Consider the following 14,883-nt stretch of genomic DNA (forward strand, 5'->3'; position numbering starts at 1 on the left):
TCACGCTTATTTGTCGCTTCCCGGTACGGTTTCGGAGCCTTTTGCCATCCATTCAAAGAAAGCAATTTTGCTGACCTTGATAAGTCTGCCCCTGCGGAACGCTGGAAAGCCGGGTGTGTGTACCAGCTCATAGGCGCTCGCTCTTGAAATTCCCATAATCCGCTGAATGTCCGCCACATCCAGAACCAGCGGTAAATCCTCGTAGCTGTTCAATCTCTTTTTATCGTTCATTCTGTTCCTCCCATAAATCAAATAGGTTAAAATGCTTCCTGTTGCCGTTCTCCCCAAAAGCCGTTTTCCTGCCCCATTCCTGCGGTGTTTCCCTGCATTGGTGCGCCGAATGCGTCACTTCTCCTGCCGGTCATATCCCTTTTGGACGGTCATTCACTTGTCAAGGTACTGTGCGGTACGAAATTACCAACCGCAATCATCATAGCGTACTATCCTTGACAAAACAATGATTCTGCGATACCATGAGTGTAACGGATATAACTGAATTATATAATTACCATAAACAAAGGCAGGGGATAGGGATGGAGAATCAGTTTATACGGCATGAGCCATGTTTTGAGAGGATTTTGTTTGTCCTGACGCTGGACAGGAAGAAAATGAAAGAGCGGATTTTGATTGGGGAAGAACAGCAGATCCGCTTCCGTCTGAACGGGAGCCAAAACGCAGAGGTGCTTTGTGATATGACACGCCCACTGGGAACTTTTTTGATAAACTTTGAGCGTGACACGGACAGAGACTGGAACTTATACGGGCTTTCTCCGCTGCGGCAAGCTCTCCACTCCAACCGATGGAAACAGCCGGAGCTGGAGCAGGCGGCAAGCGAATTTCTTTGGGAGAAATATCTTAGCAACGACCCTCTGAAAATGTATGTGGCGTTCCGTATCTGGAACAGCTATCTGCTTGCCAGAGAACCCCGTGACCGTAACGCTGCCTGTGACCGCTTCATGGATAAAATGAGCAGACTGACCGGGGTATTCCAAAACGAAACCATGAGCTTTGACAGGGAGACAGGAAAACCGAAACAATTTCAAGCTGGCAGCCTTTATTTCAAAGGCGCACCGTCAGAAGATACCCGGCTTGACCTCTGGTTCCCGGACAACCGGCGCACAGAAGAATGTGTGTCTGCCTATGCGTCCCTCTACCCGTTGATTACCTATTATCTGAACAGGCTGAATGACTGGGGGCTTTGCTTCCGGCGGTGCAAGGTCTGTGGAAAATATTTTCTGGCAAAGAGCCAGCGGTATGAGCTGTGCAGCGACAAGTGCCGAAAAGCACAGGCGCTTCAAAACAAGCGGGAATTTGACGAGAGGTCAAGAGAAAATAACTATGACCTGCTTTATAAAAATGAATGCCAGAACTGGCGCAACAAAATAAACCGGGTAAAAAATACCGCAGGCTTTCCGGCTGACCGTCTGGAAAAAATACAGGCTTCCTTTTCCGACTTTAAGAAAGAAGCCTTACAGAGAAAAAAGGCTGTAAAAACAGGAACGGCCAGCCCGAAAGAATTTACGGACTGGCTGTATCAGCAGAGTAATGTAATTGTTGAGCTGACCGAGATATGAAAAACTTTCTATCGTCAATTTCGCATTATTGCAATAACAGATTGCTTCTTCCATGAATGGTAATATTATCATCAAACTTTTGGAAGAACTATAAATGTCCGAGGTGCCTTTGATTTCGACAGAAAAACAGGCCGAATTGTTACAAAGCTCGGACATTTCAAAAATTTCTTTGAGAAATGGCGAAAAAAGCGGGGCAGCACATGCCGCCCCGCCGATCCCATACGGTTATTCCATCGTCCTGATTTGCTCAACAAGAGATTGCTTTTTCAGATTTCCAGTTGTGTAAGAAATCAAGGTGAATTGCACAATCAGCAGGATTGCTAAATATATCAATACGATCAGCCACGGAAATGAATAGTAAAAGTATGGATTCATCGTTTTCACAACGACCTGTACGGATAGGAAGCCCAGTCCAGTCCCCAAAACCAATGTTACCAGCGTAGCAAAAACTGAATACATTAACCCCTCATAGCACAGCATTTTGATAAGCTGCTTTTTACTCAAACCAATCGCCTGTAACATTCCAATTTCCTGCCTACGGGATAAGAAGTTTGTGATTGTCGTATTGACAAGGTTGATTAAAGAAAAGCACACAACAATAACAGCCACGATCAACAATACCCCGAAAGAAAGTTGTTGAAGTCCGCTATAATAAGTGATACTTTCTTTTATGGTTTCCATAACCAAATCGCTATTTCCGTCTATCAGTTGATTTAATGCAGCTTCTACCGTATCATATTTTTTCATATCGGTAATTACGGAAATCGTACCTGTGCAATCTATCCCGGTCGCTTCATTCATAAACTGCTCCGGAAGCGCAAAGCATTTTGAGAAGCCGGAGTAAGAATATTCGTTTACAATGCCCATGACGGTATAGGCCTTTGTGCGAATTTGGCCGGATTCGGTTTTATAGTCCACTTCGACGGTATCACCCAACGCAGCCTCAATATCATAGAGATCGGCACGCTCTTGAAGCAAGACAATTCCATTGCCTGCCACCAGTTCATCATAATCAGTCGTTCCCGCAATTCGCTCTTTCTCCAAATTCTGCTGTTCATCTCGGCAAAAGCCCTGAATCCATTTTCCAGAATTACCATTTACACGATATTCTGCGTCCGTGTAATACCAGTGCTTGATTCCTGTAACGCCATCAATAGATTCTACTGCATTTATAAAATCGGCATTTAGAAAATTCTTTTGCTGCAATCCAGACAAAGAAATACCAGCAGTGTCCCACGATTGATTTGCGTTGAGCTGAATGTTAAATTCACCGACAGAGAAAGCCCTGCCTCTTGCCTCTGCAACGCCATCATAGGAAACTAACATTGTCGAAATCAATACAACCAATACTCCGCCGAGTGAAAGAGAAAGTATTGTTAAAGTGGACTTTGCCTTTTGTCTGGACAGATTCATTTTAGCAAGTGAAGCAGGCGTTATTTTACGGTGCAACACGGAACTTTCTTTCATTTTCCCCTGATAATCGGAATATCGCAATGCTTCCAGCGGAGATACTGCCGCAGCTCTTTTTACAGGAGTATGAATGGCAATCATCACAATAATAAATGCAAAAAGGCCAACCCCGACCGTCACACATAAAGTAGTCAGCCAGTACCAACCGGCAGGAATCAGGAAGTACCCAATCACATTTCCAATAACCAAACCAATCGGGATAGCAATGGCAGCAAGTAATTTCCCCTCGCGGTAAACCATCTTTTTGATCTGTCGTTTTGTAGTTCCGATTGTGCGAAGCTGTCCATAGTTACGGATACTGCTTGCTACTGAAATATAAAAAATCGAATAGATCACAATGCCGGAACCAATGAAAGTTACAAAACCGATCAAGAAATAGAACAGCATATCGCTTCCGTGATTTTCGTCCTTTAAGTTAAAATATGTGGAACGGACAATCACATTATCATCGGAAATTTTTAATTGCTGCGCCAGAGTGTTTGCATAGTTGGTGGCTTCTTCCTCGCTCATGTTTTGAGCGCCTTTCAGCCCAATGTAATAATCAATCATGCCTCCGTCGCCATACTGCTGTCTTACTAATTCTTTCGATATAATGGCTGTATAGCGCCCAATATCGCCGGTTTTCACATCTAAGATTCCCGTCAATTTGAAATCATGGGTAGTGCCGTCAGAAAAGGGGATTTGAATTGTCTGTCCCAATTCATTTGAATAGCCCAAACTATCCAAAAAGGATTCCTGCACTACAATTTCATTCTCCGAAGCTGGTAAATCTCCCGAATAGGGCATACTTTGGGATGTTAGCATATCTGCATTTGCATAAGTAAAGTTCACGGTTGAATGGTTTACCTGTTCAGAAAATGCGTTGAAAAATTCTCCAACCCACGCAATTTCTTCTTGCTTGTATAGTTCCTGTCCCTGTTGTTCAGAAATCGCATGATACATAATCTGCGCTGTTTTTTGGTTGCGGTTTTGCGTTTCCTGCATAACCCCAAAGCCATAGAGTACAATAGCAGATAGCAATGCGCTGGCAAGTACAATCGTCAAAACAATAAAGATATTTCTTTTTCGATTTGTCGATATACTGCGGTTTGATATGCGCTTTACAATGCCGCTGGTATCATTTTCAAAAGGCCATGTCATAGCCTGCCACCTCCTTACTCCACGATCTTACCGTCCTCAATGCGGACGATCCGATCGGCAAGGCGGGCAATGTCGTTGTTGTGGGTGATCATCACAACGGTTTGTCGGAACTCCGCACTGGTACGCTTGATCAGCCCCAGCACCTCGGCGCTGGTCTTGCTGTCAAGGTTGCCGGTGGGCTCGTCGGCCAGCACAATAGCCGGTTTGGTGATCAAGGCCCGGGCGATAGCCACACGCTGCTGCTGTCCGCCAGAAAGATTGTTCGGCATATTTTTCAGTTTATCTTCCAGTCCCAGCAGGTGAACGATCTCGTCCAAAAACTTCTGATCCACCGTGTCCCCGTCCAGCTCCACCGGCAGGACGATGTTCTCATACACATTCAGGATCGGAACAAGGTTATAGTTCTGGAAGATAAAGCCGATGTTGCGGCGGCGAAAGATGGTAAGCTGTTCGTCGTTCATCTTCGACAGTTCTTTGTCCCGGACAATCACATTGCCAGAAGTAGGGGTGTCCAGCCCGCCCATCATGTGAAGCAGGGTAGACTTGCCGCTGCCGGAGGTTCCCACAACGGCCACAAATTCGCCGTCCTCCACGGAGAAGTTCACACCGTCAAGGGCGCGGGTGATGTTCGGCTCTGTGCCGTAATACTTTTTCAGGTCGATAGTCTGTAAAATGCTCATAAAATTCAATCCTTTTTTTGTTTGTTGTAAATGCGGAACGCTGCTGCGCCGGTGGCCGCCAACTGCACCAGAATCAGCACAGCGAACAGGCCGAAGCTCTCATAGTAGAACAGTTCATCCCAAAATAGGAGAACATCACAGAGAGCAGTCAAGGCAACCGTCCAGCGGATGTGCCGGGCCAGCCATTGCCGGAACACCAGCACAATGGCAACGGGCGGGACGATCAGCAGCACCAGATTCAAAATCAATGTCGGGGTCAGTTCCATTGCGTCGCCTCCTCACTTTTGTTGATAAGGGTATTGTAAAACCCAAATGTCCGCGAAATGTTACAGCGGCCAAAAAATTTCATTGAAAATCGGGGTGAAATGTTACAACGCTCGGACATTTCAAAATCAGTCTGCCATTTTGATCCGTTCCACCAACGAATTTCTGCATTGAATTTTTAGACAGATAGCAGAAATTATAATAGGTGTTATTATTAAGCAGACACCGTAAATCAGTAATGGAATAAAAGGAAAAGTATATTGAAAATAAGTTAATCCATTCGCAGACAATATCCGTACTAACAAATAACCCATCAAGGTTCCTGCCACAACCGTAATAATCAAGCATGGAATAATCAGTAAGACACTTTCATGCAGCAGCATTTTCTTTATCTGTTTTTTTGTCATACCGATAGATTCCAATATTCCAAATTCTTTTCTCCTTGTACTGATACGACTAATCAAGGTGTTTGTCAGATTAAAAATGCTAAACATAATGACAAAGGCAGATACCCCATAAACTTGTACGCTGGTATTATGAATCGTATTTGCCGAAGATGCTTTTACCTCTTGTAAGGTTTCCATTACCAAATCAGGGTGTCGGGACAGTATATTATTTAATTTGCTTTCTACTGATTTACCCACTTTTTCATATTCAGGTACGGACAAAGTTAAGGAAGCTGTTAAATCCATATCGCCCCACAACTTTTCTATGGTTTCTTTGGGGAGATAAAAGCCCTCATTCATACTTTTTTCGGAAGTACCGGCAATCAAAATATCTATGCTGTGTTCAGCCCCATCAAACCATCGTAATGTCACTTTTTCTCCTATTGACGGGCAAGCATGATAGACTTCTTTCTGTACGCTTGTTCCTAATATAACCATAGCGTCTTGTTTCACCAATGTTTCGTATGTCCAATCAACAGGAAGCGTTTTCAAAATTTCCTCCTGATTATCAGGCGTAATCGGAATAATGGGAATTTCTAATTGTTCATCGTGATACTCAATAATGGCTGCGGTTCTCTCCGTAGCATAAATCTCTTTAACTTCCGGGATTTGTTGCAATTCTTCCATGAGTTCTTGTGAAAAAGGCGTATTAACTTGATACTCCGAAATACCATACGGTTTCGGGTTGACTAATGTATTGTGGTTAATCGTAATATAATATTCTCCATCTTCCAAATTCCCCATTCTTGCAAAGGAATCTGGATTCCATGATGATATAAAAGTGGCTCCAACCATAAATAAAATCCCGCCGATTGCAAGCGAGGCAATCGTCAGATTGTGTTTTTTTCGATTCTGCTTTTCGCTCAATACGGCTAAAGAATACGGTGAGAGCCGAATATGATTTTTCCTATTCTGCACTCTACTTTCTTTTAGTTCTGGATCGTTTCCAACATATTTTGTTGCTTCAATAGGGGAAATATTTGAAGCTATTTGTGCGGGCTTGTATACGGAAATTTGTACGATGATAATGCCTAATATTATTGCTAAAATACTTGTGGCTATGGCATTGATAATCGTTATTCCATTCGGCTCTAACAAATATGCAAATATGATACCTACTGTAATACCGGCAGGTATTCCGAACAGGCAGAAACGATACCCTTCTTTACGAATCATCCGCTTAATTTGTTTTTCTGTCATGCCAATAGTTTTGAGCTGTCCAATCTGCGATACTTGATTTGATACCGAAAGGTAGAACACACTGTATATGACAATTCCGCTTGAAAATGCAATAAAAAGAGTAGCTAAAAGAACACCTCCCATTCCTGATCCACTAATAAGTGAGGAACAGAATTTGCTATTAAAATAAAGTTGGTTCCTGCTTATGTCTTGGGATAAAGCCAGACGATATACTGTATTCTCAAAATCAATAAGTCCCATTTCCGTGGCACCATTTACACGAATCAAGGCACTATATGGAATATCCGATAATAACACACCCTGTTCTGCATACGCTGGGGAGACATAAAAGTAAAATGTTCCTGTTTCCACATTATCAGTAAAACCAGTAATGATGAAATCCTCTGTTTTACTCCCCGCCGTTGGTAAAGTGATGGTATCTCCTATATTTAGCTGATACCCCAGCTCTAATTGAACATTTTTATCAATTACAATTTCATTGTACTGTTCTGGACAGGTTCCACTGACTAATTCATAGGATTTTATAATTCCAAAACCAGTCGGCATATAAACCGCTTCAAATTTGATCCCATCCATCAGAAAACTATCACTATGCTTATAGGGTACAATATCTTCAAGATCAGGTTCTTTTTTCAGAACTTCTATCTGTTCTGCTGTAAGCCCCCCGATGGTAGCTTGCTGCATTTGATTCAAAATCTTTTGTTCACTAATTTTGCTGCCTTGTTGGAATAAGGAGATTCCCACAATCAAACTAATTGCCAGCGCAATGGTCAAAACATTAAAAAAGCAAAAAATACGATTTGAAGATACATTGCGTTTTGCTAATTTCTTTACAATGGCGCTGGTGTCATTCTCAAAAGGCCATGTCATAGTTGTATCACCTCCATATTTGATAAGGGTATTGTAAAACCCAAATGTCCGTGAAATGTTACAGCGGCCAAAAAATTTCATTGAAAATCGGGGTGAAATGTTACAACGCTCGGACATTTCAAAAAAATTTACGGCGGGCAGCCGGAAATGGCCGTCCGCCGAAACATACTACACGATCTTTTAGATAGATTGATTGTGAAATAATTTCAATCCAATCACCACATCTATCATAAGTTCCACAATGAGAATTATACTAATGGCAAAATTAAAATTACATAGGTTATATAATCCGATATAGATTTCACAAGTAAGAAATACAACTTGCAGACACAAATTTAAGTATGTCACTAAATGCTCGTTAGTTCTATTCCACAATCTAAACAGGAACATTGTAAAAATAGGTTTTCCAGCAAAAGCAAAGAGTACTGACAATATCGGCACCAAAAATATATAGTAAGAATCTACTGCATTGCTGGGGGTTGTACCTACCCATTGAATTGCTATATTATCAGGAACAACGAAAAATAAAACAATAGATAAAATAACATTGATTATTAAGATGATTGTTGTTGCTTTGCAAAAATTGATTTTTTTCATGGTGTTTTCTCCTGTTATAAGTGTGCTTTATTTAGTCGGCAGCATAATGGAAAATTCCGAACCCTTGCCCGGCTCCGAAACCACTTTGATATAGCCGCCCTGTCGCGTTACGATCTCGCGGGCCAGATACAGGCCAATGCCCACGCCCTGCTGTTCGTGTACTTCTTCCTCACGATAGAAGCGCCGGAAGATAGCGGCCTGATTGCTTTCAGAAATTCCTTTGCCAGTGTCGGTCACTTTGATCTCCACATACATTTCCCACAGCACCACCGACACAGCGATTTTCCCGCCTGCCGGGGTGTACTTCACCGCATTGTCCAGCAGGTTAAAGAGGGCTTCGGATGTCCACTTGCTGTCATGGGAAACGGTCAAATCCTCCGGGCAGTCCACAGACACGGCGATTTCCTTTTTCTCCGCTGCATACACGATCCCACTCATGGCCTGCGCCACAGTATCAAAGAGGCGGCCCGATTTCTTATCCAACTGGATCACGCCTGTTTCCAGCCGGGAGGTTTTCACAAGGGCCTGAAAGAGAAAGTCCAGTTTATCCGTCTGGCTGCGGATTCCCCGGATAAAGTCGGTGCGCTCCGCCTCGGTCATAGGCTTTTCCAGCAGGGTGTCCGTCGCCATTTTCAGATTGCTTACCGGCGTTTTCACTTGATGGGAAATATCCGATACAAGGGTCTGTAACTCCTGCCGTTCCTCGTCCACCCGGCGGCGGTTCTCCTGCATGATCTGATAGAGCCTTGCCAGCCGGTGTCCAATTCTGGCAAGCTGGGTTTCGCTGTCCTCTGGCCGCTGGGGCGCTTCATTTCCGGCGATCATGTGGTCTAAAGTCTGGCATAGGTCAGCGGTAAACTGCGACAGCCGCTTTCCAAACGCCTGCGTCAGTACAAAAATCCCCACAAGGGCGCACAGCAGCAGCGCCCCGCCCGTCAGCAGCACCGCCGTCTGTTTTGTCACAAGAAACAGGGCTATGGTGATCCCGGACATGGAAAGGACAAGCCCCATTGCTACCCGGCCAAACAGCCGCTTTACCGAGAGGTTTTGCAACTTCATTTTGCCTCGCCTCCCGTCCATTGATAGCCCATGCCGTAAACAGTTTTGATGTAGGGCGCGCCGCCGTCGGATTCGATCTTACTCCGAATCCGGCTGATGGAGGTTGTCAGGGTGTGTTCGTCCACAAACTTCTCGTCTATATCCCACAGCTTTTCCAAAAGCTGCCCACGGGTCAGCACTTGCCGGGGATTTTTACGGAACAGGTTCAGCATTTTGTACTCCATCGGGGATAGGGTCAGGGGCTTGCCGTTTAAGGAAGCCGTCTGCTCCGAGAAGTCCAGAAACAGCCGCCCGTCGTCGTAAATGTCCTTGGCCGGTTTGTGGTGTTCCAGCATGGCGAACATGGCTTTGATTTTTCGCTGCAAGGCCCCGATCACAAAGGGCTTTGTGATGTAGTCCACCGCGCCCACCTCATAGCCCCGTATCTGGTCGCTCTCCTGATCGTTAGCGGTCAGGAAAATCACAATGGTGTCCGGGTGCTGGGGCTTTATCAGTTTGCACAGCTCAAAACCGTTGCCGTCCGGCAGGTTGATGTCCAGCAGCACTAAGTCAAATTCCCGCTGGCGTATGGCTTCGGCTGCGGTTCTGGCGTTTAGGGCAGAAGTCACGCCGTAGCCGTCTGCGGTCAGGTTATAGGCCAACATCTTATTCAAAAAACTGTCGTCCTCGACAATTAAAATCTGCTTCATATCCTCACTTCCTTTTCTTTTTGCAAATAGTATAACAGGCAAATGTCCGAGAATTGTTACAAGGACAAATATATTTATCATTTTACAGCTTTTTTCTGTGTACTGCAATTTTATAAAAGAAAGGACAGCAGTATCAAATTGCTGTCCTTGCGGTTTATTATAGCTGGTAGTGTATAAGCGTGGGTTCATCATATTTGGTGTGGTATCTTTAACTATGGGAAACTCCTTTTTCCCATTTATTTACCGCAGGAGTAGAAACGTCCAAATAATCCGCCACCTGTTCTTGTGTTAATCCCGCAGTTTTCCGATAGTTTTTTATCTTCTCACCAATTTGCATTGTTCCTACCTCCTGTTTATATTCTCATTATAGTATTTCTAATATGTGTTTACAATTGAGCCTTCGTTTAATTATGGCTTCGATTTCTTAACTATCGGTTAAAATCTGCGAGAAAAATGCTCTATTTTATAATTCTACAAATCAAAATATCCTTAAATTTAATTAATTCAAGAATACGTGCATCAGTACTCCAATTAAGAAGCAAATCATCGCTGTAACACCCGCACTGATAATAACCTTTAATATATTTTGATAAGGACGTTTTCCCACTTCAACTGCCTTATGAAGTTCATCCAATTTTTTTCCCTCCGTAAATGCAACAATTTCCTTATAGGTTTGTATATCATTTTTCTTTTTTAGTTTTTCAACCTTTAACGCCCAGTACTGTGTAATAATAAATAAAATTCCAAACGGAATATACGCATACCTTCCGAGCCACATAAACAAAGGTACTGCCGATATAATCAACACGGCCAAATGAACTGTATAGATGGAACCATAATAATTAAACTTTTTAATTTCTTGCTCGCTAATAATTTCTTTCATTTTCTCTATATCTCCTTTAATTAATTGATCGAGAGATACATTAAACAATGAACTAAGAAGTAACAAGCTATGAATATCAGGATAACTCTTTTCGTTTTCCCAATTAGAAATTGTCTGTCTTGTTACATATACCTTTTCTGCCAATTCCTCCTGTGATAGATGAAGCTCTGTTCGGTATTTTTTTATCTGTATACTCAGCTCCATATAATTTCCTCCCTTCGCAAGTAATTTGTTCTCTTGATCTGAGCCAAGAATAATCATTTTTTCATTATCTGTCTATCAAAGATATTTTACTTAACGGAAAACACAATGTCAAAAGAGTTTTACACTACAAAACTCATACCTTTTCAGCAATTTTTATTTTCATCTTTGTAAAGAGCAGCCTTTCAACTACCCTTTCGACTCACATATATACCCTCTCTTTCAAGAACTGTTTCCGCAGCATTCCATATTTACCATAGGTCGGTTCTTCCTCATTCACTGCCAGATCCGGCAGGTAATAATCTCCATGCAGTGTATAGCTTAATCCATTACTTTCATCATAAATGTGCTTTTTCATTGTCTTATCTCTCCATTCCTCTGTTTTTTGTTTTATTTTTCTTACGCTGTTGATTCTCCATCTCACTTTTTCGGGCACCCCAGGCCAGTCTTTCGTGAATACTTCCTTGAGGCATTTGCTCCATTTGTCTTTTGCGTTGTGGAAGAACGGGAAAACCGACAGGAACAGCGTACACAGAAACGTAACCTGCACAGGGAAAATATCTCACAGAAAAAGCAGGAATTACAGAAAGCACAGGAAGCAAGACAGAATGTTCATGCGAATGGATCAGCGACAGCCGGAGCTACCAGAAGCCATGAACGCCCTGTTGCCACACCTGTTCCAAAACCTGCACCGACCGATACAGTTACAAAGCCAGATATGAAGCGTCCTGCTACTTCTCCTGTGATAAAAAATGCAGAAGTCAAGGCTGGAAAAGAAACTGTCCGAACCAATATCAGACAGGAACAACAGGTCAAAGGTGTTACCAGAACAAACCAGCCGAATGTAGCGAAATCCAGAAGTAATCAAAAGAAAACAACCATACAGAAACAGGTCAACCAAAAACAGAATCGTAAGACTGTTACGAAGCAACCAGAGAAAGAACGGAAGAAATGAGATTAAAACGTATCCTTATCATAGGTACGATATTTCCAGTCCTTTTCTCCATCATCCTCTTTTTCGGGATATTGATTTCCGGCGAAGATGACGACAGTTCAAACAGCTATTCGCCTGTCTATTCCGGCATGAACCTGTCAGCCGATGTCCTCAAACATCAGCCGATGGTGGAAAAATACGCCAGAGAAAACGGTATCTCGGAGTATGTGAACGTCCTGCTTTCCATCATACAGGTGGAAAGTGGCGGTACAGCTACCGATGTCATGCAGTCCAGCGAAAGTCTGGGATTACCGCCAAACTCATTAAGTACAGAAGAATCCATAAAGCAGGGGTGTAAATATTTTGCTTCCCTGCTTTCTTCCTGTAAAGCCAAAGGCATGAATGACATTAACGTGGTCATTCAGTCTTATAACTATGGTGGTGGCTATGCAGACTATGTGGCGAAGAACGGAAAAAAGCACAGCTTCAATCTTGCGGAGAATTTCGCAAAGAATAAATCTGGCGGTACAAAAGTGACCTATACGAACCCGATAGCGGTCAGTAAAAATGGTGGCTGGCTTTATAACTACGGGAACATGTTCTATGTGGAGCTGGTCAACCAATATCTGAACATAAAACAGTTCAGCAACGAAACGGTACAAGCGGTTATGAATGAAGCGTCAAAGTATCAAAGCTGGAAATATGTCTACGGTGGCAGTAATCCAAACACTTCTTTTGACTGTTCTGGTCTTGGTCTTACTCAATGGTGCTACGGAAAAGCCGGAATCAGCTTGCCACGAACCGCACAGGCACAGTATGACGCAACCCAGCATATCCCATTGTCACAGGCACAGGCTGGTGATTTGGTCTTTTTCCATTCCACTTATAATACCAGCGACTATGTAACCCATGTAGGAATCTATGTAGGAAACAATCAGATGTATCATGCCGGAAATCCAATCGGCTATACTGATTTGACCTCTGCCTACTGGCAACAGCACATCATTTGTGCCGGAAGAATCAAACAATAGAAAGGACTTGAAATATGTTTAAGAAGAAAGAAAAAACAGAGAAAGCACCTACGAATAAGAAAGTGCGTACCATGAAAGTCGGGACACATAAGAAATCTGTCCTGCTGTTGTGGGCGGTGCTTTTAGCAAGCACCAGCTTTGGTGTGTATAAGAATTTTACCGCTATTAACACACACACGGTACATGAAAAAGAAATCATTCAGCTAAGATTGAACGATACCAATGGGATTGAGAATTTCGTCAAGAACTTTGCAAAAGCCTACTACTCATGGGATACCAGCAAGGAAGCCATTGAAGCGAGGACAGCGGAAATCAGTAAATACCTTACCAAAGAATTGCAGGACTTGAATGCCGATACCATCAGAACGGACATACCAACCAGTGCGACTGTTACAAATGTGCTGGTCTGGAATGTAGAACAATCTGGAACGGACGATTTTACCGTTGCCTACGAAGTAGATCAGCAGGTAAAAGAGGGAGAACAGACACAGGCAGTCACAGAAAACTATACCGTGACCGTTCATGTAGATAAAGACGGTGCAATGGTCATTACCCAAAATCCTACCCTTGCTCCGGCGGTACAGAAATCAAAGTATGAACCGAAAGCACAGGAAGCCGATGTCAGTGTCAGTTCCGACACAGTTAAGGACGCTACCGCTTTCTTGGAAACATTCTTTAAGCTCTATCCGACAGCTACGGAAAAGGAACTTGCCTACTATGTCAAAGACGGTGTGCTTGCTCCTGTATCCGGCGACTATGTATTTTCGGAACTGGTAAACCCTGTCTTTACCAAAGACGGCGACAACCTCAAAGTCAGCGTGTCCGTAAAGTATCTGGATAACAAGTCGAAAATGACGCAAATCTCACAGTATGAGCTTGTGCTTCATAAGGACGATAACTGGAAGATTGTAGAATAAATGTTACAGCAGAATAGTATGATAATTGTTTATTCAATCTATACTATTCTGCTTACAATTAGATTGACAAAATAAGAATCCCTCTCATATAATTGGTTGCAATGGTATTGAGGAAATACAACCTTAAATGTATAATGGGAAAGTAGCATTGCAGGAATGAGGTAGGCTAATGAATAAAATATTGATTATTGAAGATGATTTAGAAATAAATGCGTTATTGGCTGATTTTCTAAAAGAAAAAGGATATGCTGTGCATTGCCAATATGATGGACTTCATGTTCTGGATTTTTTGAATAAAGAAAAAATTGATTTGATTATACTTGATATTATGCTTCCTTATCGGAGTGGTGATATTATTTTATCTGATGTACGCAAGAAATTTACGATACCTGTTATTATTATTTCAGCGAAAGAAACTACACAAAATAAAATCGACTTGCTTCGTCTGGGAGCAGACGATTATATCACAAAACCTTTTGATATGGAAGAAGTGCTTGCCAGAATTGAAAGTAATCTGCGAAGAGTACAATTTCAAAATAGCCAGGCAGAATGTTTGCAATATAACAATCTGACTTTAGACCTAGAGAAAAATACAGCATTTTTGAATGGAATAGAATTATCCTTAACCGCTAAAGAATTTGGCATTTTAGAATTGTTGATGAAATATCCAGATAAAGTATTTTCAAAATCGAATCTTTTTCAAAGTGTTTGGGATACAGAATATATTGCTGAGGATAATACACTTAATGTTCATATCAGTAATTTACGCAATAAATTAAAAGCGATATGCTCTGATACAGAATTTATTGATACTGTTTGGGGCATTGGCTACCGCCTACATAAAGCTAAGGATTAAACGTTCCTTAGCTTTATTATTTTTTTAACTTTTCTCATTACGATTTAAGAAATTCTTTAAAATTGCCCGTTA

Annotated in this window: 14 protein-coding genes and 2 pseudogenes; 5 read left to right on the top strand and 11 right to left on the bottom strand. The window is 42.4% G+C overall.

Going from position 1 to position 14,883, the window contains the following annotated elements; genetic code table 11:
* Positions 1–6: 6 nt before the first annotated feature.
* Complete coding sequence (locus PG840_RS05385) at positions 7–231, bottom strand: helix-turn-helix domain-containing protein (RefSeq protein WP_005362423.1); 225 nt, start codon at positions 229–231, stop codon at positions 7–9.
* Between the two features lie 302 nt (positions 232–533).
* On the opposite strand from PG840_RS05385, the gene PG840_RS05390 reads away from it, so the two are divergent.
* Positions 534–1,574: a DUF6076 domain-containing protein gene (locus tag PG840_RS05390; protein ID WP_008816376.1), complete on the top strand. Its 1,041-nt coding sequence runs from the start codon at positions 534–536 to the stop codon at positions 1,572–1,574.
* 225 nt (positions 1,575–1,799) lie between these two features.
* Here the strand turns inward: PG840_RS05390 and PG840_RS05395 are convergent, their stop codons facing one another.
* From PG840_RS05395 to PG840_RS05440, 10 genes and pseudogenes are all read right to left on the bottom strand, one after another.
* On the bottom strand, positions 1,800–4,184 hold the full coding sequence (locus PG840_RS05395) for an ABC transporter permease (RefSeq protein WP_270613406.1): 2,385 nt from the start codon (positions 4,182–4,184) through the stop codon (positions 1,800–1,802).
* Positions 4,185–4,198: 14 nt separating this feature from the next.
* A complete protein-coding gene (locus PG840_RS05400) occupies positions 4,199–4,864 on the bottom strand; it encodes an ABC transporter ATP-binding protein (protein ID WP_002586598.1) in 666 nt (221 codons plus the stop codon).
* A 5-nt stretch (positions 4,865–4,869) separates the two neighbouring features.
* The gene (locus PG840_RS05405; RefSeq protein WP_270613407.1) at positions 4,870–5,130 is read right to left on the bottom strand and encodes a hypothetical protein; all 261 of its coding nucleotides are present in this window, start codon (positions 5,128–5,130) and stop codon (positions 4,870–4,872) included.
* 126 nt (positions 5,131–5,256) lie between these two features.
* A complete protein-coding gene (locus PG840_RS05410) occupies positions 5,257–7,644 on the bottom strand; it encodes an ABC transporter permease (protein ID WP_090141176.1) in 2,388 nt (795 codons plus the stop codon).
* 180 nt (positions 7,645–7,824) lie between these two features.
* The gene (locus PG840_RS05415; RefSeq protein ID WP_005362406.1) at positions 7,825–8,241 is read right to left on the bottom strand and encodes a hypothetical protein; all 417 of its coding nucleotides are present in this window, start codon (positions 8,239–8,241) and stop codon (positions 7,825–7,827) included.
* A 27-nt stretch (positions 8,242–8,268) separates the two neighbouring features.
* Positions 8,269–9,300 carry a sensor histidine kinase gene (locus PG840_RS05420; RefSeq protein ID WP_270613408.1) on the bottom strand — a complete coding sequence of 344 codons (1,032 nt, stop codon included), beginning with the start codon at positions 9,298–9,300 and terminating at the stop codon, positions 8,269–8,271.
* Positions 9,297–9,989 carry a response regulator transcription factor gene (locus tag PG840_RS05425; protein WP_055158531.1) on the bottom strand — a complete coding sequence of 231 codons (693 nt, stop codon included), beginning with the start codon at positions 9,987–9,989 and terminating at the stop codon, positions 9,297–9,299. Before PG840_RS05425 ends, PG840_RS05420 begins: the two co-directional genes overlap by 4 nt.
* Positions 9,990–10,212: 223 nt before the next feature.
* A pseudogene (locus tag PG840_RS05430) lies at positions 10,213–10,326 on the bottom strand (helix-turn-helix domain-containing protein); the annotation flags it as partial.
* A 162-nt stretch (positions 10,327–10,488) separates the two neighbouring features.
* Complete coding sequence (locus PG840_RS05435) at positions 10,489–11,076, bottom strand: helix-turn-helix transcriptional regulator (RefSeq protein WP_248005109.1); 588 nt, start codon at positions 11,074–11,076, stop codon at positions 10,489–10,491.
* A gap of 214 nt (positions 11,077–11,290) precedes the next feature.
* Positions 11,291–11,431 (bottom strand): annotated as a pseudogene (locus PG840_RS05440) (TnpV protein); the annotation flags it as partial.
* 138 nt (positions 11,432–11,569) lie between these two features.
* Between PG840_RS05440 and PG840_RS05445 the strand changes: the two are divergent.
* The 4 genes from PG840_RS05445 (at position 11,570) to PG840_RS05460 (ending at position 14,811) form a co-directional block, all read left to right on the top strand.
* Positions 11,570–12,028 (top strand): hypothetical protein, encoded by a 459-nt coding sequence (locus tag PG840_RS05445; protein WP_270613409.1) that lies wholly within the window; start codon positions 11,570–11,572, stop codon positions 12,026–12,028.
* Positions 12,025–13,038, top strand: coding sequence for a bifunctional lytic transglycosylase/C40 family peptidase (locus PG840_RS05450; RefSeq protein ID WP_270613410.1), 1,014 nt, complete (start codon positions 12,025–12,027; stop codon positions 13,036–13,038). Before PG840_RS05445 ends, PG840_RS05450 begins: the two co-directional genes overlap by 4 nt.
* 14 nt (positions 13,039–13,052) lie before the next feature.
* On the top strand, positions 13,053–13,955 hold the full coding sequence (locus tag PG840_RS05455; protein ID WP_270613411.1) for a conjugal transfer protein: 903 nt from the start codon (positions 13,053–13,055) through the stop codon (positions 13,953–13,955).
* A 169-nt stretch (positions 13,956–14,124) separates the two neighbouring features.
* Entirely contained in the window at positions 14,125–14,811 is a 687-nt protein-coding gene (locus PG840_RS05460) for a response regulator transcription factor (RefSeq protein ID WP_270613412.1), read from the top strand.
* Positions 14,812–14,883: the final 72 nt, after the last annotated feature.

The sequence above is a fragment of the Coprococcus sp. AM97-35 genome (assembly GCF_027697525.1).
GTDB lineage: Bacteria > Bacillota > Clostridia > Lachnospirales > Lachnospiraceae > Allocoprococcus > Allocoprococcus comes.

Bases quoted from the DNA above. Each gene is read 5' to 3' on its own strand.
- PG840_RS05420 (WP_270613408.1), bottom strand. From the start codon at position 9,300: ATGAAGTTGCAAAACCTCTCGGTAAAGCGGCTGTTTGGCCGGGTAGCA.
- PG840_RS05450 (WP_270613410.1), top strand. From the start codon at position 12,025: ATGAGATTAAAACGTATCCTTATCATAGGTACGATATTTCCAGTCCTT.
- PG840_RS05400 (WP_002586598.1), bottom strand. From the start codon at position 4,864: ATGAGCATTTTACAGACTATCGACCTGAAAAAGTATTACGGCACAGAG.
- PG840_RS05455 (WP_270613411.1), top strand. From the start codon at position 13,053: ATGTTTAAGAAGAAAGAAAAAACAGAGAAAGCACCTACGAATAAGAAA.
- PG840_RS05415 (WP_005362406.1), bottom strand. From the start codon at position 8,241: ATGAAAAAAATCAATTTTTGCAAAGCAACAACAATCATCTTAATAATC.
- PG840_RS05405 (WP_270613407.1), bottom strand. From the start codon at position 5,130: ATGGAACTGACCCCGACATTGATTTTGAATCTGGTGCTGCTGATCGTC.
- PG840_RS05425 (WP_055158531.1), bottom strand. From the start codon at position 9,989: ATGAAGCAGATTTTAATTGTCGAGGACGACAGTTTTTTGAATAAGATG.
- PG840_RS05460 (WP_270613412.1), top strand. From the start codon at position 14,125: ATGAATAAAATATTGATTATTGAAGATGATTTAGAAATAAATGCGTTA.
- PG840_RS05390 (WP_008816376.1), top strand. From the start codon at position 534: ATGGAGAATCAGTTTATACGGCATGAGCCATGTTTTGAGAGGATTTTG.
- PG840_RS05395 (WP_270613406.1), bottom strand. From the start codon at position 4,184: ATGACATGGCCTTTTGAAAATGATACCAGCGGCATTGTAAAGCGCATA.
- PG840_RS05435 (WP_248005109.1), bottom strand. From the start codon at position 11,076: ATGGAGCTGAGTATACAGATAAAAAAATACCGAACAGAGCTTCATCTA.
- PG840_RS05410 (WP_090141176.1), bottom strand. From the start codon at position 7,644: ATGACATGGCCTTTTGAGAATGACACCAGCGCCATTGTAAAGAAATTA.
- PG840_RS05385 (WP_005362423.1), bottom strand. From the start codon at position 231: ATGAACGATAAAAAGAGATTGAACAGCTACGAGGATTTACCGCTGGTT.